The following is a 26,615-nucleotide window of genomic DNA, read 5'->3' as shown; positions in this document are numbered from 1 at the left end:
CCAAAGAATAAGGAAAAAAGTAGTTAGGAAAGAATGTTTTTTCTTTACGAAGTATCTGAAAAACAGAAGATTATAGATAGACAATTACGAACTAGAAAAATTTTAACTAATACCGATATGGACAGTACATCCAATTGTCAATTCAGCTCCCGACCACAGAAAAGTGGATTTTTCGAAAGGGGCATATTTCAAAAAAGGAGTCTTTGGTTTTTAACCTTCTTCTTCTTTTTAGCGGTGGGATCAGTTTTGCCAAACATGACATCTTTCGCTCAAGTAATTACCCCGACAACCCCATTTGTATTAACTAACCAGGGTTGTAATCAGCAAAATCTGAGAGTCACAGCTATTGAATTCAGGGCTGCTGATCCAGCAGACCTTGAAGGAACCCCTATAGGACAATTAGTTGTAGGTGAGATTTGGGCTACTTGGGCAGTTAGCGGTAATGGATATAATCCTCATATTCAATTTAATATTTCAATTGATGGGAATGCTCCGACAGCAATTGCTAACTGTGTTTCAGTGAAGAATAACGGTGTTGCTCGAAATATTATTGATGGAGAAACCTTTAAAATAGCAAATTTTTCATGGCCATACGGATCTGAATTATCTATAGATAATCTTTATATTCACTGGTTAACAGGAAATATAAATAGTGATACAGATGCTTGTCAAACATCCGCTGGAAACTCTCAGTGTTCTCGTCCCTCCGCGACATTTTTAGTAAGAACGCCATTGGTTGCCAATTTTGATTTCACTGCTAATTGTGATGATTTTACAGTTGATTTTGAAGATTTATCCACTGGCGGTAATCCTGCAGCATATACTTATGCATGGTCCTTTACTGGTGGTAATCCAGCTTCCTCAGGAGCTTCTGATCCTCAAAATGTTAATTTTGGATCAGCTGGTGAATATGGTGTTACACTTCAAGTGACTAGTGAAGGAATTACTAAAACCCTTCAAAAGACTGTTTCACTATATGAATTTTTAGGTGCGAGTGGTATCAAAGTAGATGATGATTGTACTGTCACTAATACTGGTTCTATAGATTTAACACCAACTGGTGGGTTAGCGCCTTTTACCTATGCTTGGTCAACTAATAATGGCTCTGGTTTAGTGGCTAATGCTGAAGATCAATCTGGATTATCCGCTGGAACTTATTCCGTAATTGTAACTGACGATAGAGGTTGTACGGTTACTAAAGAGTTTACAATTGCTAAGGAAGTTTGTTCGATGACCATCACCAAGACTGCTGTAATGGTAGACGAAGCAGGTGACGGAGTGCTGAACGCAGCAGAAGAGATTATAGACTACGAGATCGTAGTGACCAACACAGGCAACGTGACCTTGACCAATGTAATGGTTGTGGATCCATTGACTGGAACGGATGTAAATATTGGGGACCTTGCTCCAGGAGCGAGTGAGACAGTAGAAGCGAGCTATGCGATCACGCAGGAAGATCTGAACACGAACGGTGGTGGAGATGGCGACATCGACAACACGGCGACTGCAGAATCGGATCAGACAGATCTGATTGAGGCAAGTGAAGAAGTTATGTTGACTCAGCGTGCGACGATGACCATCACCAAGACTGCTGTAATGGTAGACGAAGCAGGTGACGGAGTGCTGAACGCAGCAGAAGAGATTATAGACTACGAGATCGTAGTGACCAACACAGGCAACGTGACCTTGACCAATGTAATGGTTGTGGATCCATTGACTGGAACGGATGTAAATATTGGGGACCTTGCTCCAGGAGCGAGTGAGACAGTAGAAGCGAGCTATGCGATCACGCAGGAAGATCTGAACACGAACGGTGGTGGAGATGGCGACATCGACAACACGGCGACTGCAGAATCGGATCAGACAGATCTGATTGAGGCAAGTGAAGAAGTTATGTTGACTCAGCGTGCGACGATGACCATCACCAAGACTGCTGTAATGGTAGACGAAGCAGGTGACGGAGTGCTGAACGCAGCAGAAGAGATTATAGACTACGAGATCGTAGTGACCAACACAGGCAACGTGACCTTGACCAATGTAATGGTTGTGGATCCATTGACTGGAACGGATGTAAATATTGGGGACCTTGCTCCAGGAGCGAGTGAGACAGTAGAAGCGAGCTATGCGATCACGCAGGAAGATCTGAACACGAACGGTGGTGGAGATGGCGACATCGACAACACGGCGACTGCAGAATCGGATCAGACAGATCTGATTGAGGCAAGTGAAGAAGTTATGTTGACTCAGCGTGCGACGATGACCATCACCAAGACTGCTGTAATGGTAGACGAAGCAGGTGACGGAGTGCTGAACGCAGCAGAAGAGATTATAGACTACGAGATCGTAGTGACCAACACAGGCAACGTGACCTTGACCAATGTAATGGTTGTGGATCCATTGACTGGAACGGATGTAAATATTGGGGACCTTGCTCCAGGAGCGAGTGAGACAGTAGAAGCGAGCTATGCGATCACGCAGGAAGATCTGAACACGAACGGTGGTGGAGATGGCGACATCGACAACACGGCGACTGCAGAATCGGATCAGACAGATCTGATTGAGGCAAGTGAAGAAGTTATGTTGACTCAGCGTGCGACGATGACCATCACCAAGACTGCTGTAATGGTAGACGAAGCAGGTGACGGAGTGCTGAACGCAGCAGAAGAGATTATAGACTACGAGATCGTAGTGACCAACACAGGCAACGTGACCTTGACCAATGTAATGGTTGTGGATCCATTGACTGGAACGGATGTAAATATTGGGGACCTTGCTCCAGGAGCGAGTGAGACAGTAGAAGCGAGCTATGCGATCACGCAGGAAGATCTGAACACGAACGGTGGTGGAGATGGCGACATCGACAACACGGCGACTGCAGAATCGGATCAGACAGATCTGATTGAGGCAAGTGAAGAAGTTATGTTGACTCAGCGTGCGACGATGACCATCACCAAGACTGCTGTAATGGTAGACGAAGCAGGTGACGGAGTGCTGAACGCAGCAGAAGAGATTATAGACTACGAGATCGTAGTGACCAACACAGGCAACGTGACCTTGACCAATGTAATGGTTGTGGATCCATTGACTGGAACGGATGTAAATATTGGGGACCTTGCTCCAGGAGCGAGTGAGACAGTAGAAGCGAGCTATGCGATCACGCAGGAAGATCTGAACACGAACGGTGGTGGAGATGGCGACATCGACAACACGGCGACTGCAGAATCGGATCAGACAGATCTGATTGAGGCAAGTGAAGAAGTTATGTTGACTCAGCGTGCGACGATGACCATCACCAAGACTGCTGTAATGGTAGACGAAGCAGGTGACGGAGTGCTGAACGCAGCAGAAGAGATTATAGACTACGAGATCGTAGTGACCAACACAGGCAACGTGACCTTGACCAATGTAATGGTTGTGGATCCATTGACTGGAACGGATGTAAATATTGGGGACCTTGCTCCAGGAGCGAGTGAGACAGTAGAAGCGAGCTATGCGATCACGCAGGAAGATCTGAACACGAACGGTGGTGGAGATGGCGACATCGACAACACGGCGACTGCAGAATCGGATCAGACAGATCTGATTGAGGCAAGTGAAGAAGTTATGTTGACTCAGCGTGCGACGATGACCATCACCAAGACTGCTGTAATGGTAGACGAAGCAGGTGACGGAGTGCTGAACGCAGCAGAAGAGATTATAGACTACGAGATCGTAGTGACCAACACAGGCAACGTGACCTTGACCAATGTAATGGTTGTGGATCCATTGACTGGAACGGATGTAAATATTGGGGACCTTGCTCCAGGAGCGAGTGAGACAGTAGAAGCGAGCTATGCGATCACGCAGGAAGATCTGAACACGAACGGTGGTGGAGATGGCGACATCGACAACACGGCGACTGCAGAATCGGATCAGACAGATCTGATTGAGGCAAGTGAAGAAGTTATGTTGACTCAGCGTGCGACGATGACCATCACCAAGACTGCTGTAATGGTAGACGAAGCAGGTGACGGAGTGCTGAACGCAGCAGAAGAGATTATAGACTACGAGATCGTAGTGACCAACACAGGCAACGTGACCTTGACCAATGTAATGGTTGTGGATCCATTGACTGGAACGGATGTAAATATTGGGGACCTTGCTCCAGGAGCGAGTGAGACAGTAGAAGCGAGCTATGCGATCACGCAGGAAGATCTGAACACGAACGGTGGTGGAGATGGCGACATCGACAACACGGCGACTGCAGAATCGGATCAGACAGATCTGATTGAGGCAAGTGAAGAAGTTATGTTGACTCAGCGTGCGACGATGACCATCACCAAGACTGCTGTAATGGTAGACGAAGCAGGTGACGGAGTGCTGAACGCAGCAGAAGAGATTATAGACTACGAGATCGTAGTGACCAACACAGGCAACGTGACCTTGACCAATGTAATGGTTGTGGATCCATTGACTGGAACGGATGTAAATATTGGGGACCTTGCTCCAGGAGCGAGTGAGACAGTAGAAGCGAGCTATGCGATCACGCAGGAAGATCTGAACACGAACGGTGGTGGAGATGGCGACATCGACAACACGGCGACTGCAGAATCGGATCAGACAGATCTGATTGAGGCAAGTGAAGAAGTTATGTTGACTCAGCGTGCGACGATGACCATCACCAAGACTGCTGTAATGGTAGACGAAGCAGGTGACGGAGTGCTGAACGCAGCAGAAGAGATTATAGACTACGAGATCGTAGTGACCAACACAGGCAACGTGACCTTGACCAATGTAATGGTTGTGGATCCATTGACTGGAACGGATGTAAATATTGGGGACCTTGCTCCAGGAGCGAGTGAGACAGTAGAAGCGAGCTATGCGATCACGCAGGAAGATCTGAACACGAACGGTGGTGGAGATGGCGACATCGACAACACGGCGACTGCAGAATCGGATCAGACAGATCTGATTGAGGCAAGTGAAGAAGTTATGTTGACTCAGCGTGCGACGATGACCATCACCAAGACTGCTGTAATGGTAGACGAAGCAGGTGACGGAGTGCTGAACGCAGCAGAAGAGATTATAGACTACGAGATCGTAGTGACCAACACAGGCAACGTGACCTTGACCAATGTAATGGTTGTGGATCCATTGACTGGAACGGATGTAAATATTGGGGACCTTGCTCCAGGAGCGAGTGAGACAGTAGAAGCGAGCTATGCGATCACGCAGGAAGATCTGAACACGAACGGTGGTGGAGATGGCGACATCGACAACACGGCGACTGCAGAATCGGATCAGACAGATCTGATTGAGGCAAGTGAAGAAGTTATGTTGACTCAGCGTGCGACGATGACCATCACCAAGACTGCTGTAATGGTAGACGAAGCAGGTGACGGAGTGCTGAACGCAGCAGAAGAGATTATAGACTACGAGATCGTAGTGACCAACACAGGCAACGTGACCTTGACCAATGTAATGGTTGTGGATCCATTGACTGGAACGGATGTAAATATTGGGGACCTTGCTCCAGGAGCGAGTGAGACAGTAGAAGCGAGCTATGCGATCACGCAGGAAGATCTGAACACGAACGGTGGTGGAGATGGCGACATCGACAACACGGCGACTGCAGAATCGGATCAGACAGATCTGATTGAGGCAAGTGAAGAAGTTATGTTGACTCAGCGTGCGACGATGACCATCACCAAGACTGCTGTAATGGTAGACGAAGCAGGTGACGGAGTGCTGAACGCAGCAGAAGAGATTATAGACTACGAGATCGTAGTGACCAACACAGGCAACGTGACCTTGACCAATGTAATGGTTGTGGATCCATTGACTGGAACGGATGTAAATATTGGGGACCTTGCTCCAGGAGCGAGTGAGACAGTAGAAGCGAGCTATGCGATCACGCAGGAAGATCTGAACACGAACGGTGGTGGAGATGGCGACATCGACAACACGGCGACTGCAGAATCGGATCAGACAGATCTGATTGAGGCAAGTGAAGAAGTTATGTTGACTCAGCGTGCGACGATGACCATCACCAAGACTGCTGTAATGGTAGACGAAGCAGGTGACGGAGTGCTGAACGCAGCAGAAGAGATTATAGACTACGAGATCGTAGTGACCAACACAGGCAACGTGACCTTGACCAATGTAATGGTTGTGGATCCATTGACTGGAACGGATGTAAATATTGGGGACCTTGCTCCAGGAGCGAGTGAGACAGTAGAAGCGAGCTATGCGATCACGCAGGAAGATCTGAACACGAACGGTGGTGGAGATGGCGACATCGACAACACGGCGACTGCAGAATCGGATCAGACAGATCTGATTGAGGCAAGTGAAGAAGTTATGTTGACTCAGCGTGCGACGATGACCATCACCAAGACTGCTGTAATGGTAGACGAAGCAGGTGACGGAGTGCTGAACGCAGCAGAAGAGATTATAGACTACGAGATCGTAGTGACCAACACAGGCAACGTGACCTTGACCAATGTAATGGTTGTGGATCCATTGACTGGAACGGATGTAAATATTGGGGACCTTGCTCCAGGAGCGAGTGAGACAGTAGAAGCGAGCTATGCGATCACGCAGGAAGATCTGAACACGAACGGTGGTGGAGATGGCGACATCGACAACACGGCGACTGCAGAATCGGATCAGACAGATCTGATTGAGGCAAGTGAAGAAGTTATGTTGACTCAGCGTGCGACGATGACCATCACCAAGACTGCTGTAATGGTAGACGAAGCAGGTGACGGAGTGCTGAACGCAGCAGAAGAGATTATAGACTACGAGATCGTAGTGACCAACACAGGCAACGTGACCTTGACCAATGTAATGGTTGTGGATCCATTGACTGGAACGGATGTAAATATTGGGGACCTTGCTCCAGGAGCGAGTGAGACAGTAGAAGCGAGCTATGCGATCACGCAGGAAGATCTGAACACGAACGGTGGTGGAGATGGCGACATCGACAACACGGCGACTGCAGAATCGGATCAGACAGATCTGATTGAGGCAAGTGAAGAAGTTATGTTGACTCAGCGTGCGACGATGACCATCACCAAGACTGCTGTAATGGTAGACGAAGCAGGTGACGGAGTGCTGAACGCAGCAGAAGAGATTATAGACTACGAGATCGTAGTGACCAACACAGGCAACGTGACCTTGACCAATGTAATGGTTGTGGATCCATTGACTGGAACGGATGTAAATATTGGGGACCTTGCTCCAGGAGCGAGTGAGACAGTAGAAGCGAGCTATGCGATCACGCAGGAAGATCTGAACACGAACGGTGGTGGAGATGGCGACATCGACAACACGGCGACTGCAGAATCGGATCAGACAGATCTGATTGAGGCAAGTGAAGAAGTTATGTTGACTCAGCGTGCGACGATGACCATCACCAAGACTGCTGTAATGGTAGACGAAGCAGGTGACGGAGTGCTGAACGCAGCAGAAGAGATTATAGACTACGAGATCGTAGTGACCAACACAGGCAACGTGACCTTGACCAATGTAATGGTTGTGGATCCATTGACTGGAACGGATGTAAATATTGGGGACCTTGCTCCAGGAGCGAGTGAGACAGTAGAAGCGAGCTATGCGATCACGCAGGAAGATCTGAACACGAACGGTGGTGGAGATGGCGACATCGACAACACGGCGACTGCAGAATCGGATCAGACAGATCTGATTGAGGCAAGTGAAGAAGTTATGTTGACTCAGCGTGCGACGATGACCATCACCAAGACTGCTGTAATGGTAGACGAAGCAGGTGACGGAGTGCTGAACGCAGCAGAAGAGATTATAGACTACGAGATCGTAGTGACCAACACAGGCAACGTGACCTTGACCAATGTAATGGTTGTGGATCCATTGACTGGAACGGATGTAAATATTGGGGACCTTGCTCCAGGAGCGAGTGAGACAGTAGAAGCGAGCTATGCGATCACGCAGGAAGATCTGAACACGAACGGTGGTGGAGATGGCGACATCGACAACACGGCGACTGCAGAATCGGATCAGACAGATCTGATTGAGGCAAGTGAAGAAGTTATGTTGACTCAGCGTGCGACGATGACCATCACCAAGACTGCTGTAATGGTAGACGAAGCAGGTGACGGAGTGCTGAACGCAGCAGAAGAGATTATAGACTACGAGATCGTAGTGACCAACACAGGCAACGTGACCTTGACCAATGTAATGGTTGTGGATCCATTGACTGGAACGGATGTAAATATTGGGGACCTTGCTCCAGGAGCGAGTGAGACAGTAGAAGCGAGCTATGCGATCACGCAGGAAGATCTGAACACGAACGGTGGTGGAGATGGCGACATCGACAACACGGCGACTGCAGAATCGGATCAGACAGATCTGATTGAGGCAAGTGAAGAAGTTATGTTGACTCAGCGTGCGACGATGACCATCACCAAGACTGCTGTAATGGTAGACGAAGCAGGTGACGGAGTGCTGAACGCAGCAGAAGAGATTATAGACTACGAGATCGTAGTGACCAACACAGGCAACGTGACCTTGACCAATGTAATGGTTGTGGATCCATTGACTGGAACGGATGTAAATATTGGGGACCTTGCTCCAGGAGCGAGTGAGACAGTAGAAGCGAGCTATGCGATCACGCAGGAAGATCTGAACACGAACGGTGGTGGAGATGGCGACATCGACAACACGGCGACTGCAGAATCGGATCAGACAGATCTGATTGAGGCAAGTGAAGAAGTTATGTTGACTCAGCGTGCGACGATGACCATCACCAAGACTGCTGTAATGGTAGACGAAGCAGGTGACGGAGTGCTGAACGCAGCAGAAGAGATTATAGACTACGAGATCGTAGTGACCAACACAGGCAACGTGACCTTGACCAATGTAATGGTTGTGGATCCATTGACTGGAACGGATGTAAATATTGGGGACCTTGCTCCAGGAGCGAGTGAGACAGTAGAAGCGAGCTATGCGATCACGCAGGAAGATCTGAACACGAACGGTGGTGGAGATGGCGACATCGACAACACGGCGACTGCAGAATCGGATCAGACAGATCTGATTGAGGCAAGTGAAGAAGTTATGTTGACTCAGCGTGCGACGATGACCATCACCAAGACTGCTGTAATGGTAGACGAAGCAGGTGACGGAGTGCTGAACGCAGCAGAAGAGATTATAGACTACGAGATCGTAGTGACCAACACAGGCAACGTGACCTTGACCAATGTAATGGTTGTGGATCCATTGACTGGAACGGATGTAAATATTGGGGACCTTGCTCCAGGAGCGAGTGAGACAGTAGAAGCGAGCTATGCGATCACGCAGGAAGATCTGAACACGAACGGTGGTGGAGATGGCGACATCGACAACACGGCGACTGCAGAATCGGATCAGACAGATCTGATTGAGGCAAGTGAAGAAGTTATGTTGACTCAGCGTGCGACGATGACCATCACCAAGACTGCTGTAATGGTAGACGAAGCAGGTGACGGAGTGCTGAACGCAGCAGAAGAGATTATAGACTACGAGATCGTAGTGACCAACACAGGCAACGTGACCTTGACCAATGTAATGGTTGTGGATCCATTGACTGGAACGGATGTAAATATTGGGGACCTTGCTCCAGGAGCGAGTGAGACAGTAGAAGCGAGCTATGCGATCACGCAGGAAGATCTGAACACGAACGGTGGTGGAGATGGCGACATCGACAACACGGCGACTGCAGAATCGGATCAGACAGATCTGATTGAGGCAAGTGAAGAAGTTATGTTGACTCAGCGTGCGACGATGACCATCACCAAGACTGCTGTAATGGTAGACGAAGCAGGTGACGGAGTGCTGAACGCAGCAGAAGAGATTATAGACTACGAGATCGTAGTGACCAACACAGGCAACGTGACCTTGACCAATGTAATGGTTGTGGATCCATTGACTGGAACGGATGTAAATATTGGGGACCTTGCTCCAGGAGCGAGTGAGACAGTAGAAGCGAGCTATGCGATCACGCAGGAAGATCTGAACACGAACGGTGGTGGAGATGGCGACATCGACAACACGGCGACTGCAGAATCGGATCAGACAGATCTGATTGAGGCAAGTGAAGAAGTTATGTTGACTCAGCGTGCGACGATGACCATCACCAAGACTGCTGTAATGGTAGACGAAGCAGGTGACGGAGTGCTGAACGCAGCAGAAGAGATTATAGACTACGAGATCGTAGTGACCAACACAGGCAACGTGACCTTGACCAATGTAATGGTTGTGGATCCATTGACTGGAACGGATGTAAATATTGGGGACCTTGCTCCAGGAGCGAGTGAGACAGTAGAAGCGAGCTATGCGATCACGCAGGAAGATCTGAACACGAACGGTGGTGGAGATGGCGACATCGACAACACGGCGACTGCAGAATCGGATCAGACAGATCTGATTGAGGCAAGTGAAGAAGTTATGTTGACTCAGCGTGCGACGATGACCATCACCAAGACTGCTGTAATGGTAGACGAAGCAGGTGACGGAGTGCTGAACGCAGCAGAAGAGATTATAGACTACGAGATCGTAGTGACCAACACAGGCAACGTGACCTTGACCAATGTAATGGTTGTGGATCCATTGACTGGAACGGATGTAAATATTGGGGACCTTGCTCCAGGAGCGAGTGAGACAGTAGAAGCGAGCTATGCGATCACGCAGGAAGATCTGAACACGAACGGTGGTGGAGATGGCGACATCGACAACACGGCGACTGCAGAATCGGATCAGACAGATCTGATTGAGGCAAGTGAAGAAGTTATGTTGACTCAGCGTGCGACGATGACCATCACCAAGACTGCTGTAATGGTAGACGAAGCAGGTGACGGAGTGCTGAACGCAGCAGAAGAGATTATAGACTACGAGATCGTAGTGACCAACACAGGCAACGTGACCTTGACCAATGTAATGGTTGTGGATCCATTGACTGGAACGGATGTAAATATTGGGGACCTTGCTCCAGGAGCGAGTGAGACAGTAGAAGCGAGCTATGCGATCACGCAGGAAGATCTGAACACGAACGGTGGTGGAGATGGCGACATCGACAACACGGCGACTGCAGAATCGGATCAGACAGATCTGATTGAGGCAAGTGAAGAAGTTATGTTGACTCAGCGTGCGACGATGACCATCACCAAGACTGCTGTAATGGTAGACGAAGCAGGTGACGGAGTGCTGAACGCAGCAGAAGAGATTATAGACTACGAGATCGTAGTGACCAACACAGGCAACGTGACCTTGACCAATGTAATGGTTGTGGATCCATTGACTGGAACGGATGTAAATATTGGGGACCTTGCTCCAGGAGCGAGTGAGACAGTAGAAGCGAGCTATGCGATCACGCAGGAAGATCTGAACACGAACGGTGGTGGAGATGGCGACATCGACAACACGGCGACTGCAGAATCGGATCAGACAGATCTGATTGAGGCAAGTGAAGAAGTTATGTTGACTCAAAACCCATCTCTTGATGTCACCAAAACACTTGTCTCTAATGATGATGAGCTTAATGGTATCCTGAGCTTCGAAATCAAAGTAGAAAACACAGGTAATATTACCTTGTATGATATCTATGTTGAGGATGAAACTACAGGTGATAATTGGACCATCGCTGAATTGGCTCCAGAAGGAGTTGAAACGTTCACTGTGAATGTTATTATTACTCAGGAAATGATCGAGGGCGAGTGTTATGAGAATACAGCCTTCGCTGAGGCAAGAGAATACAATGACGAACAATCTCAGCCAGGATCTGAAAATCCTAGCGCAGAATATATCGTGATTGCAAGAGACGCTGATTCTGCTACTGGTTGCTTCACTCAAACTCCATCGTTGAGCATTGAAAAGACAGCAGATCAGGACAGCTACGACGCAGTAGGCGATATCCTAACATATGAGATTGTGGTGACGAATACCGGCAATGTGACTTTAGAGAACATTGTGGTAACAGATCCTCAGGCAACGATCACCGGCGGCAGTCCGATTGCAACCCTTGCTCCTGGAGCGAGTGCGGCGGTAACTGCAAGCTATACCGTTACCCAGTCTGATCTGGATGCGGGCAGCTTCACCAACACGGCGACAGCGGCGGCTACCTTCGGGGAAACCGAGTTGAGTGAGAGTGACGATGCTACGGTTGATGCGATTCAAACTCCATCGTTGAGCATTGAAAAGACAGCAGATCAGGACAGCTACGACGCAGTAGGCGATATCTTGACTTATGAGATTGTGGTGACGAATATTGGCAATGTGACTTTAGAGAACATTGTGGTAACAGATCCACAGGCTACCATTACCGGCGGCAGTCCGATTGCGACCCTTGCTCCTGGAGCGAGTGCGGTGGTAACTGCAAGCTATACCGTTACCCAGTCTGATCTGGATGCGGGCAGCTTCACCAACACAGCGACAGCGGCGGCTACCTTCGGGGAAACCGAGTTGAGCGACAGTGACGATGCTACGGTTGATGCGATTCAGACTCCATTGTTGAGCATTGAAAAGACAGCAGATCAGGACAGCTACGACGCGGCAGGCGATATCCTGACTTATGAGATTGTGGTGACGAATACCGGCAATGTGACCTTGAGTGACATTGTGGTAACAGATCCACAGGCTACCATTACCGGCGGCAGTCCGATTGCGACCCTTGCTCCTGGAGCGAGTGCGATGGTAACTGCAAGCTATACCGTTACCCAGTCTGATCTGGATGCGGGCAGCTTCACCAACACAGCGACAGCGGCGGCTACCTTCGGGGAAACCGAGTTGAGCGACAGTGACGATGCTACGGTTGATGCGATTCAGACTCCATTGTTGAGCATAGAGAAGACCGCTGACCAGTCGAGCTACGACGCAGTAGGCGATATCCTAACATATGAGATTGTGGTGACGAATACCGGCAATGTGACTTTAGAGAACATTGTGGTAACAGATCCACAGGCTACCATTACCGGAGGCAGTCCGATTGCGACCCTTGCTCCTGGAGCGAGTGCGGCGGTAACTGCAAGCTATACCGTTACCCAGTCTGATCTGGATGCGGGCAGCTTCACCAACACAGCGACAGCGGCGGCTACCTTCGGGGAAACCGAGTTGAGTGAGAGTGACGATGCTACGGTTGATGCGATTCAGACTCCATCGTTGAGCATTGAAAAGACAGCAGATCAGGACAGCTACGACGCAGTAGGCGATATCCTAACATATGAGATTGTGGTGACGAATACCGGCAATGTGACTTTAGAGAACATTGTGGTAACAGATCCTCAGGCAACGATCACCGGCGGCAGTCCGATTGCAACCCTTGCTCCTGGAGCGAGTGCGGCGGTAACTGCAAGCTATACCGTTACCCAGTCTGATCTGGATGCGGGCAGCTTCACCAACACGGCGACAGCGGCGGCTACCTTCGGGGAAACCGAGTTGAGTGAGAGTGACGATGCTACGGTTGATGCGATTCAAACTCCATCGTTGAGCATTGAAAAGACAGCAGATCAGGACAGCTACGACGCAGTAGGCGATATCCTAACATATGAGATTGTGGTGACGAATACCGGCAATGTGACTTTAGAGAACATTGTGGTAACAGATCCACAGGCTACCATTACCGGAGGCAGTCCGATTGCGACCCTTGCTCCTGAAGCGAGTGCGGCGGTAACTGCAAGCTATACCGTTACCCAGTCTGATCTGGATGCAGGCAGCTTCACCAACACGGCGACAGCGGCGGCTACCTTCGGGGAAATCGAGTTGAGTGAGAGTGACGATGCTACGGTTGATGCGATTCAGACTCCATCGTTGAGCATTGAAAAGACAGCAGATCAGGACAGCTACGACGCAGTAGGCGATATCCTAACATATGAGATTGTGGTGACGAATACCGGCAATGTGACTTTAGAGAACATTGTGGTAACAGATCCACAGGCTACCATTACCGGCGGCAGTCCGATTGCGACCCTTGCTCCTGGAGCGAGTGCGGTGGTAACTGCAAGCTATACCGTTACCCAGTCTGATCTGGATGCGGGCAGCTTCACCAACACGGCGACAGCGGCGGCTACCTTCGGGGAAACCGAGTTGAGCGACAGTGATGATGCTACGGTTGATGCGATTCAGACATCTTCTATCCAGATTGTGAAGACAGATAACGGAGCTGAAGTGGATGCAGCGGGTGATGTGATCACGTATACCTTGACAGTAACGAACACAGGCAACGTAACCTTGACCAATGTAATGGTTACGGATCCGTTGACAGGGCTTGACCAAAATGTTGGAACATTGGCTCCGGGAGCATCCTCAGCTGTGAACACAGACTATGTAGTGACCCAGGGGGATGTGGATGCAGGTTCAATATTGAATACTGCGCTTACCACAGGTGATGCACCGGGTGATGAAGATCCAAGTGATGAAGATCAGGTTGAAACACCAGTGACTCAGATTCCGGCTATCCAGATTGTGAAGACAGCAGATCAGACTGAGGTTAAGGAAATTGGTCAAGTGATCACCTATACCTTAACTATAACTAATACTGGAAATGTGACCTTAACTGACGTTACTATCACAGATCCAATGACTGGATTTGATAAGAACATCGGCACATTGCTGCCAGGAGAAGGAGTAGAAGAACAAACAACCTATACGGTAACTGATGCGGATCTTCAGAAGGAATCGATCTTGAATGTAGCGATTGTAAAAGGAACAACGCCAAATGAGGAGACCATCGAAGATGAGGATAGCGTTTCAGTTGGGGTATCGAATAACCAGATCATAGCCAACGACGATGACTTCGGGACTTACTTCCTAAGCTATGGTGGCAGACTAGGTAACATCCTTGATAATGATTTATTGAATGGAGTAAGGCCAGATGATGCGGATGTTGACTTCGAATTCACCGAGCTGGACGGAGTGATAGGTTTACTGATCGATGAGAATGGTGAGCTAAGTCTGATTCCAGGGGTGAATGAGGCTAGAGAATACACCTTGAAGTATACGCTTCGTGAGGTTGCCAACCCATCTAACAGCGATGATGCTTTAGTAGTGTTCAGACTGCAAAACGATGAGGTGGATCTGAGTGTGACCAAGACGTCTTTTGAGGCAGAGATCTTTGAAGGGGATGAGTTTGAGTACGAGATCGTCATCAGTAACGGGGATACTCCTGCGACGAATGTGGTGGTGACTGATAACCTACCTAATGGGGTGAGCTACATCAGCAATACTGTTACAAGTAATACCACAAATGCCACAGTAAACGGTAACGTATCGGGAAGCGCCATCACATGGACAATTCCGGCAATGGAAGCCGGGGCTACGATCACTATACGAGTGAGGGTGAAAGCAGTAACTCCGGGCACGATCACCAATACAGTAATAGTCGGATCTGATGAAGATGACACGGATGAAACCAATAATCAGGATGACGATGTGAATGTGATCAAGCCATTCCATATACCGAATGTGATCACTCCAAATGGAGACGGCGACAACGATACGTTTGAAATCGAAGGGATTAATATATTTGTAAGCACTGAGATCACAATCTTTAACAGATACGGTGACCATGTTCTGGAGCAGGAGAATTACAGGAATGACTGGAATGCTCCGGGTCAGACAGCAGGTACTTACTTCTATGTATTGACAGGAGTTGATTCATCGGGGCAGAGGCATGAGTTCAAAGGTTGGATACAGGTAATTAAAGACTAATCATTGGTCTACGGACAGGAAGAAAATAGACAGCATATGAAAACTACTTTTAAAATCATTGGAATGACCTTTCTGGTGGCCATACTGGCCACCGGAGGGACTTTTGGGCAGCAGCTTCCGCAGTTCAGCCAGTATATCTTTAACGGGTTGCACATTAATCCGGGGTATGCAGGCTACAAGCAGGAGGGCTATATACAGTCTACCTACCGCAGCCAGTGGGTTAACTTCCCGGGAGCCCCTGAGACCTTCACGGTGACAGCGGATTTATCCGCGAACGAAGGGACGATGGGATTCGGGGTATCGTTTCTGAACGACAAGGTGGGTCCTACCAGGACCACCGGGGGCTTGTTGACGTATGCCTACAGAATACAGACCGGGACGAACAGTTACCTGGGATTGGGAGTGAGTGCAGGCTTTTCGCAGTACTCGATAGACGGCAGCGAGCTGGATCCGAATGACTGGCCTGATAGTGAAATTCCGGACGGGAGGATCAACCTGACCACCCCGAACCTGAATACAGGTTTGTTTTTCAACACGAATAACTTCTATGCCGGATTTAGTGTGTACAACATGATAGGGAGGAAAGCACTGGAAAATGAGGATGTGGCTCTGGCCTACCATGACTTTCATTTTTACCTTACCGCCGGAGCCATCTTTGATTTTGGGGAGACGGTAAAATTCAAGCCGAGCTTCCTGATCAAGGAAGTGAAGGGAGCTCCTACCAACTACGATCTGAACGCGATGTTTTTATTTGCAGAGCGGATTTGGGTGGGTGGATCCTACCGGAGTAACATGAAGATCTGGAATGACAATTTGCAGGAGAATCTGAATAATCGAAATGCAGTTGCGGCGATTGTTGAGATCTACGCGACCAAGCGTTTAAGATTAGGCTACGCCTATGACCACAACCTGAATGTGCTGAGCAACTACAGAAACAACTCCCATGAGCTATCTGTAGGTTACTACATCACTCCAAAAACCGCAGTAATGAAAAACCAAAGATGGTTCTGATTATGAAAAAGACAGTTACAATACTCAGTATTACCGCAGCCATGATCTTTGGATCAGTAGGAGTTACAGAGGCGCAGAAGAGCAAGATCCGTTATGCAGACAAGCAGATGGAGCTGATGAACTATACGCATGCTTTGGAAGTGTATGAGCAGGCTTATGCGAATAAGCCAACGTATGCTACGGCCAAAAAAGTAGCCGGGGCAGAAGATGTGATTCGTGATTATGATAAGTCGTACGAGTGGTGGAAAACCACGGTTGGCTATGATGAAGCGACTAATTCGGATTATACCCAGTTTCTTAGAGCGGCTCAGCTGACAGATAATTTTGATGAGGCAGTAAGTATCATTGAAGCAAAAGGAGTATCAGCTGACAGTTTGGATGTAGCTAAATTATTGACTTTGAAGAGTAAGCGAAAAGTTAAGCTGGAGCCAGCTGAAGGGCTGAACTCCGCCGGTTCAGATTTTGACTTGGCGGTAGACACCAATGGAAACAAATATTTTGTGTCAGACCGGGGAGGGAGCTATCCCAGTGAGATGCCAAGTTTGAGGTTTGACGCCAAGAATAAATATTTCAGTGATGAGAAAAGTGATTTCACAGACCGGGAATATTTTTCGGTCTATAAGCAAGATTCGGAAGGCAATGTAACTGAGTTAGTTTCAAATGTGCCAGGTACATACAACTTTTCAGATCCAAGTTACGACAAAGGGCAGGGAATGCTGTTCTATTCGGTAACCAGAGACATCAAGAAAGTACGCAAGCGTGATGACATCGTTGTTCAGCCGGAGATTTACTACAGCAAGTTAAATGAAGACGGTACAATGGAAGGATTCTCCGCGGTACCGTTCAATGACTCCTTACGCTATGCAGTAATGAACCCCTATGTGGATGAGGAAGCCAAGCGCTTGTATTTCACTTCGGATATGCCTGGTGGAATGGGTGGGACAGACCTGTATTATGCCACGTATGATGCGGACATGACTTTTGGAGCTCCGGTCAACCTGGGCGCTACCATCAATACTTCCGGCAATGAATCACATGCCTTCAGGAAGGGTGATAAATTCTACTTTAGCTCCACGGGACATCCTGGGGTGGGAGGTATGGATGTATTCCAGTCTGATTATACAGCTACCCAATTTAGCAATGTACAGAATATGGGCATGCCGATTAACTCCTTAGCTGATGACTTTGCCTATCGTGTAGTTTTAGATGAAGATGGCAAAGAAGAAGTATACCTATCTTCCAATAGAAAGGGAGGCCAGGGACTGGATGATATTTACACAGTTCAGGATGTATATAAGCAATTCTTGGCAAGAGTGATTGATTGTGAGGGACTGGTAATCAGTTCCAGCTACATGGCTACATTAAGGGATAAAACCCAAAATGGAAACGTACAGACTACTCGTGGTGATACAGGTGAGCTTCTTGCGGAACTTGAGCCGGACAGTGACTTTGGTATCGTGATTTCGAAGCCTGGATACTTCAGTGTGACTGACGAGAGTATTACTACGAAGGGTTTTGAAGGCGACACGGTAAAAAGAGAGTATACATTGATCGCTATTCCTTACCAGTTGCCGGTTTATGTGGATATCGTGTATTATGACCTGGATAAGTTCAAGATCAGGGATGATGCAAAACCGGCCTTGGATAAGCTTGGAGAAATGATGAACAAATATCCATTCCTGGATCTACTAGTCGCTTCGCACACAGACTCAAGAGCAAGTGACGAGTACAACATTATTCTTTCCAACAACAGAGCAAAAGCAGTGACCGAGTACATGGCACAGCATAACATATCTGCCGATAGAATCAGACTGGAATGGTTTGGAGAGCAGGAATTGGTGAATGATTGTGGAAATGGTAAGCCATGTAGTGAAGCAAATCATCAGATGAACAGAAGGTCAGAACTCATCTTGGAAGCCTTCCCAGATCCAAGTAAGCAATATGAAATTCCTGAGAGCTTTAAAGATCTTAATTTCTGTGATCCGGAGTCTTTATTTGAAGATATCCAGAAAGAGCTTGCTGCAATTCCTACCATCTACTTTGACTTTGACAAGTCGATGTTGAGATCGGTACACAAGAAAGAGCTTGAGCGTACAGCAATAATGTTGAAGCGTATGCCAAACCTGATGCTGTACATAGAAGGGCATACAGATCAACGGGGTTCGGACGAATACAACAAACCCCTATCTGAGCGCAGAGCAGAAGCAGTGAAGAAATACCTTACAGAAAGAGGTATTGAGGACAACAGAATGGAAGAAACCTGGTTTGGGGAAACCAAGCCAATAAATGACTGTACTGAAATTACCTGTACTGAGGCGATGCACCAGTTGAACAGACGCACCGAACTTCGGGTAGGCAAGACATCCTTTACCTATACAGGCAGGAAAAAGAAAGTTGATACGTTGTAATACGTTATTGATGTGAATAGTAAAATGTAAAAAGAGTCCCGCATTTGTGGGACTCTTTTTTGTTAATTAGAATTTATCGGTTGTCGAAACTTGACAACCCGAGTACTCCCTAGGCTTTATCCGGTACCTAAATTTACCCAGGTTGCTTTTTAAGGGATTGTTTATTTTGTGAAATCAGAAAGTAAAAGAGCTTTTTTAAATCCTAAAAAATAGATTTCATATCTACAAAATTGCATTACATGTAAATTTTTTTGAAGAAACACTTGGATATGAAATACAAAAAAGTGTACTTTAACAGCATAATAGAAGGCTTGGGTATTTTATGTGAATTTGCATATAGTGTATCCTGTTCAAGAACTGGTTCAATAGACATTAATTCAAATATTGGATTTTTCTTTATTGCAAAATTTTATTTTGAAATAAGGTATTATACAACTTAATAATGGCCTTTTTAAGGTCTGAGGTTAATTTTTAAGTACTCGAGAAATTTTAAATACTAACGATATGGACACTTTATCCAATTGTCAATTAAACGCTCACCCACAAGCAAGTGGATTTTTCGCAAGGGTGGCAAGGAAATTTGATTTCCGGATTATGTTAATTTTTCCATTAATCTTTTTGCTTGGATTTTTTAATAGTTCAGAGCTTATTGGGCAAACTGCTGTAGTTAATCCGGCTACTCCGTTTAACATCGATCTAAATAATCCTCCATCATGTCCACAAAATAACCTGCGAATTATAGCAGTAGACTTTAGGGATCCATTAACGGGCCTACCATTTGATCCTATTGAACTTGATGGTACGCCTTTAGGTACTCCGATTGATGGGGATATTTTTGTCACCTTTGCAGTGAGTGGACAGGGTTATAATTTCCACGTTCAATATGATCTTCTAATAAATGATGTGTCCCAAGGTCAACAAGGTTTATGTATTGTTGTTGAGGATGGTAATGGTAATACTATAAACATCACAAATGGATTACAAATTAAGGTTGCTGACTTTACTTGGAACTACGGAGATAAAGTTGAAATTAAAAACGTTTACCAAACTTGGGTTACAGGTAATGCTAAACCAAATGATAAATCCTGTCCTTCTTCAGCAGGAAATTCTCAATGTGATTTTCAGGGAGAAGGATTTGTTGTTGAAACTCCAATTGTAGCAAATTTTGAATTTGAAACTTTTTGTGACAATAGAAATGTAGCCTTTACCAACCTGAGTACTGGAGGTGATCCAGAGGTTGTTTCAACTTATCTTTGGGACTTCGGAGATGGAAACACTTCTACCCAAATTAACCCAACTCATACTTATGCTGCTGCGGGGACTTATGATGTTACTCTAACCTCATCTAACTCTGGAATTTCGGACGAGGAGACATTTGCAGTCACAGTTTTTGACCCAATAGCTTTAACAATCAATTCTCCCCCAGCTGTTTGTTTGCCAGGAACTGTGGATTTGACAGCTGCGTTTGTGACCAATGGATCATCAGCTGGTTTAACGTATACTTATTGGTTAGATGACCAAGCCACTCAGCCATTAAATAACCCAGATGCGGTTGTTGTTGGAGGAACATATTACATTAAAGGAACTAATCCGATCACTAATTGCGAACTGATCAAGCCAGTTGTGGTGACTATTACTCCAGCGACGGCGATCACGATACAGCCAGAAGGCGATACTTATTGCATTGATTCTGAAGCGACTGCTCTAACAGTTGCCGGATCGGGAACAGGAACGATAACCTACCAGTGGTTCAGCAATGAGGAGAACAGCAATACAGGCGGGACTTTCGTAGGAGACGGACCAACATATACTCCATCCACTGAGGCGGTAGGCACAACTTACTATTATGCAGTAGCGACCAGCGAAACCTGCGGTTCAGCCACTTCGAATGTAGTAGCCGTAGAGGTTACACCAGCGACAGCGATCACGACACAGCCGGTAGGGGATACTTATTGCATTGATTCTGAAGCGGATGCTCTAACAGTTGCCGGATCGGGAACAGGAACGATAACCTACCAGTGGTTCAGCAATGAGGAGAACAGCAATACAGGCGGGACTTTCGTAGGAGACGGACCAACATATACTCCATCCACTGAGGCGGTAGGCACAACTTACTATTATGCAGTAGCGACCAGCGAAACCTGCGGTTCAGCCACTTCGAATGTAGTAGCCGTAGAGGTTACACCAGCGACAGCGATCACGACACAGCCGGTAGGCGACACTTATTGCATTGATTCTGAAGCGGATGCTCTAACAGTTGCCGGATCGGGAACAGGAACGATAACCTACCAGTGGTTCAGCAATGAGGAGAACAGCAATACAGGCGGGACTTTCGTAGGAGACGGACCAACATATACTCCATCCACTGAGGCGGTAGGCACAACTTACTATTATGCAGTAGCGACCAGCGAAACCTGCGGTTCAGCCACTTCGAATGTAGTAGCCGTAGAGGTTACACCAGCGACAGCGATCACGACACAGCCGGTAGGCGACACTTATTGCATTGATTCTGAAGCGGATGCTCTAACAGTTGCCGGATCGGGAACAGGAACGATAACCTACCAGTGGTTCAGCAATGAGGAGAACAGCAATACAGGCGGGACTTTCGTAGGAGACGGACCAACATATACTCCATCCACTGAGGCGGTAGGCACAACTTACTATTATGCAGTAGCGACCAGCGAAACCTGCGGTTCAGCCACTTCGAATGTAGTAGCCGTAGAGGTTACACCAGCGACAGCGATCACGACACAGCCGGTAGGCGACACTTATTGCATTGATTCTGAAGCGGATGCTCTAACAGTTGCCGGATCGGGAACAGGAACGATAACCTACCAGTGGTTCAGCAATGAGGAGAACAGCAATACAGGCGGGACTTTCGTAGGAGACGGACCAACATATACTCCATCCACTGAGGCGGTAGGCACAACTTACTATTATGCAGTAGCGACCAGCGAAACCTGCGGTTCAGCCACTTCGAATGTAGTAGCCGTAGAGGTTACACCAGCGACAGCGATCACGACACAGCCGGTAGGCGACACTTATTGCATTGATTCTGAAGCGGATGCTCTAACAGTTGCCGGATCGGGAACAGGAACGATAACCTACCAGTGGTTCAGCAATGAGGAGAACAGCAATACAGGCGGGACTTTCGTAGGAGACGGACCAACATATACTCCATCCACTGAGGCGGTAGGCACAACTTACTATTATGCAGTAGCGACCAGCGAAACCTGCGGTTCAGCCACTTCGAATGTAGTAGCCGTAGAGGTTACACCAGCGACAGCGATCACGACACAGCCGGTAGGCGACACTTATTGCATTGATTCTGAAGCGGATGCTCTAACAGTTGCCGGATCGGGAACAGGAACGATAACCTACCAGTGGTTCAGCAATGAGGAGAACAGCAATACAGGCGGGACTTTCGTAGGAGACGGACCAACATATACTCCATCCACTGAGGCGGTAGGCACAACTTACTATTATGCAGTAGCGACCAGCGAAACCTGCGGTTCAGCCACTTCGAATGTAGTAGCCGTAGAGGTTACACCAGCGACAGCGATCACGACACAGCCGGTAGGGGATACTTATTGCATTGATTCTGAAGCGGATGCTCTAACAGTTGCCGGATCGGGAACAGGAACGATAACCTACCAGTGGTTCAGCAATGAGGAGAACAGCAATACAGGCGGGACTTTCGTAGGAGACGGACCAACATATACTCCATCCACTGAGGCGGTAGGCACAACTTACTATTATGCAGTAGCGACCAGCGAAACCTGCGGTTCAGCCACTTCGAATGTAGTAGCCGTAGAGGTTACACCAGCGACAGCGATCACGACACAGCCGGTAGGCGACACTTATTGCATTGATTCTGAAGCGGATGCTCTAACAGTTGCCGGATCGGGAACAGGAACGATAACCTACCAGTGGTTCAGCAATGAGGAGAACAGCAATACAGGCGGGACTTTCGTAGGAGACGGACCAACATATACTCCATCCACTGAGGCGGTAGGCACAACTTACTATTATGCAGTAGCGACCAGCGAAACCTGCGGTTCAGCCACTTCGAATGTAGTAGCCGTAGAGGTTACACCAGCGACAGCGATCACGACACAGCCGGTAGGGGACACTTATTGCATTGATTCTGTAGCGGATGCGTTGACCGTAACAGGTTCTGGCACTGGAGAGTTGACTTACCAGTGGTACAGTAATACTGAAAATAACAATACGACAGGAACAGCGATTGAGGGAGCGATAGGGTCGAGCTATCTACCATCGACTGCCGAATCAGGCACGACTTATTACTATATTGTGGTAACTGGCGAGTGTGGAGAAGTTACAAGTGATATTGCTGTAGTGGAAGTTATCCAAGTTTTAGCACCTGTAGCGAATGTGACCCAGCCTACTTGCGATGTAGCTACGGGTACGATTACCGTGACTCCGGTTAATGGAGTGACATATTCAATCAACGGAGAGACTTACCAGGCTTCTAACATCTTTATTGGTGTAGTATCAGGTAACTATACAGTTACTGTTCAGTCTACAGAAGGCTGCGTAAGCCCAGGTAGTCCGGTGACAGTAAATGAACAGCCAGAAACCCCATCGGCACCAGTTTTAGCAGAAGTAATTCAGTCTGATTGCGAGACTCCAACTGGTTCAATTCAAGTAGTTACTGCCGAGGGACTAGAGTATTCTATCGACGGAGTGAATTATACTGAAACTGGATTCTTTGGAAATCTTGGTCCCGCAACATATACTATCACTGCCAAATTTGTAAATGGCGAGTGCGTTAGTAATGGGTTACAGGTTACTTTGGACCCACAACCACAGACACCTAGTGCTCCTGTTGTTTCTGGAATAACTCAGCCAACTTGCGACATTTCAACAGGATCTTTCCAAATTCAAATTGTAGAAGGGGTGGAATACTCAATTGATGGAGTAAATTATAATCAAACTGGTTTATTTACCAATCTAATTTCTGGTCAGTATCTTGTATTTGCACGGTTTGGCGATGGAGAGTGTATCAGCGAAGGCACTATTGTTACAATTAATCCACAGCCGGCTACTCCAGCTGCCCCGGTCGCAAGCGTGAGCCAGCCTACTTGTGATGTAGCAACGGGAACAATCACGGTGACTCCGGTTGATGGAATGACATATTCAATCAACGGCCAGACTTACCAGGCTTTTAACATCTTTAGTGGTGTAGCACCAGGCAACTATACAGTAACTGTTCAGTCTGGGGCAGGATGCGTTAGTTCAGGTACTCCGGTAACGGTGAATCCACAGCCTGAGACTCCATCTGCACCTGTAGCGAGTGTAACTCAGCCTACTTGCGATGTAGCAACAGGAACGATTATCGTGACTCCGGTTGATGGAGTGACTTATTCAATCAACGGGCAAACTTACCAGGCTTCTAATATCTTTAGTGGTGTAGCACCAGGCAACTATACAGTAACTGTTCAGTCTGGGGCAGGATGTGTGAGTTCAGGTACTCCGGTAACGGTGAACCCACAGCCTGAGACTCCATCTGAACCTGTAGCGAGTGTAACTCAGCCTACTTGCGATGTACCAACGGGAACGATTACCGTGACTCCGGTTGATGGGGTGACTTATTCAATCAACGGCCAGACTTACCAGGCTTCTAACATCTTTAGTGGTGTAGCACCAGGCAACTATACAGTAACTGTTCAGTCTGGGGCAGGATGTGTTAGTTCAGGTATTCCGGTAACGGTGAATCCACAGCCTGAGACTCCATCTGCACCTGTAGCGAGTGTAACTCAGCCTACTTGCGACGTAGCAACGGGAACGATTACCGTGACTCCGGTTGATGGGGTGACTTATTCAATCAACGGACAGACTTACCAGGCTTCTAACATCTTTAATGGTGTAGCATCAGGGAACTATACAGTAACTGTTCAGTCTGGGGCAGGATGTGTGAGTTCAGGTACTCCTGTAACGGTAGATCCACAACCGGTTACACCTGTGGCACCGCAAAGCGGAGGAGACCAGTCAGTATGTTCATTGGAAGAGGTAATACTTACTGCTACAGCAACAGCGGACGAAGGATTTGAAGTGGTGTGGTACAACGCACCAACAGGAGGAGAAAGGGTAGAGAATCCAATCTTGGCTGAAGAAGGAAGTATCACGTACTATGCAGCTTCGCTGAACCCTGTTGCGGGTTGTGAAAGCTCAAGCAGAACTCCGGTGACCTTGACTATCAACAGCTGTACGATAGCAATTGAGAAGACGGCAGATAAATCGACGATCAGTTCAGTAGGAGAAGTTGTCACCTATACGATTACGGTGACTAATACCGGAGATGCAACCTTGACATCCATAACAGTAAATGATCCACTTACAGGATTGGAAGAAACAGTTGACGTTCTTGAGGCCGGAGAATCGGTTAGCTTTGAGACAGCCTACACTGTGACTCAGGAAGACCTGGACGGTGGATCAGTATTGAACGTGGCGACAGTTAAAGCTCAGACACCAACTGGAGATGAGCTAGAGGAAGAAGATTCTGTAACAGTAGGAGCGGATATCAGGCCAATCATAGCCAACGACGATGACTTCGGGACTTACTTCCTAAGCTATGGCGGTAGACTGGGTAACATCCTTGATAATGATTTATTGAATGGAGTAAGGCCAGATGATGCGGATGTTGACTTCGAATTCACCGAGCTGGACGGAGTGATAGGTTTACTGATCGATGAGAATGGTGAGCTAAGTCTGATTCCAGGGGTGAATGAGGCTAGAGAATACACCTTGAAGTATACGCTTCGTGAGGTTGCCAACCCATCTAACAGCGATGATGCTTTAGTAGTGTTCAGACTGCAAAACGATGAGGTGGATCTGAGTGTGACCAAGACGTCTTTTGAGGCAGAGATCTTTGAAGGGGATGAGTTTGAGTACGAGATCGTCATCAGTAACGGGGATACTCCTGCGACGAATGTGGTGGTGACTGATAACCTACCTAATGGGGTGAGCTACATCAGCAATACTGTTACAAGTAATACCACAAATGCCACAGTAAACGGTAACGTATCGGGAAGCGCCATCACATGGACAATTCCGGCAATGGAAGCCGGGGCTACGATCACTATACGAGTGAGGGTGAAAGCAGTAACTCCGGGCACGATCACCAATACAGTAATAGTCGGATCTGATGAAGATGACACGGATGAAACCAATAATCAGGATGACGATGTGAATGTGATCAAGCCATTCCATATACCGAATGTGATCACTCCAAATGGAGACGGCGACAACGATACGTTTGAAATCGAAGGGATTAATATATTTGTAAGCACTGAGATCACAATCTTTAACAGATACGGTGACCATGTTCTGGAGCAGGAGAATTACAGGAATGACTGGAATGCTCCGGGTCAGACAGCAGGTACTTACTTCTATGTATTGACAGGAGTTGATTCATCGGGGCAGAGGCATGAGTTCAAAGGTTGGATACAGGTAATTAAAGACTAATCATTGGTCTAC

General features: G+C 47.5%; 4 protein-coding genes. All 4 read left to right on the top strand.

Going from position 1 to position 26,615, the window contains the following annotated elements:
- The first annotated feature begins 255 nt into the window (after window positions 1-255).
- A complete protein-coding gene (locus ACPUEN_RS13500) occupies window positions 256-15,696 on the top strand; it encodes a DUF7507 domain-containing protein (protein WP_425636428.1) in 15,441 nt (5,146 codons plus the stop codon).
- A 36-nt stretch (window positions 15,697-15,732) separates the two neighbouring features.
- Window positions 15,733-16,707, top strand: a complete 975-nt coding sequence (locus tag ACPUEN_RS13495; RefSeq protein ID WP_425636424.1) for a PorP/SprF family type IX secretion system membrane protein — start codon at window positions 15,733-15,735, stop codon at window positions 16,705-16,707.
- Between the two features lie 2 nt (window positions 16,708-16,709).
- A complete protein-coding gene (locus ACPUEN_RS13490) occupies window positions 16,710-19,115 on the top strand; it encodes an OmpA family protein (protein WP_425636423.1) in 2,406 nt (801 codons plus the stop codon).
- A 504-nt stretch (window positions 19,116-19,619) separates the two neighbouring features.
- A complete protein-coding gene (locus tag ACPUEN_RS13485) occupies window positions 19,620-26,603 on the top strand; it encodes a DUF7507 domain-containing protein (RefSeq protein ID WP_425636426.1) in 6,984 nt (2,327 codons plus the stop codon).
- Window positions 26,604-26,615 lie beyond the last annotated feature (12 nt).

This window comes from Algoriphagus yeomjeoni (genome assembly GCF_049821175.1).
Lineage (GTDB): Bacteria > Bacteroidota > Bacteroidia > Cytophagales > Cyclobacteriaceae > Algoriphagus > Algoriphagus yeomjeoni_A.
Note: the sequence above shows the minus strand (reverse complement) of the source record. Positions and strands in the feature narration are given on the sequence as shown.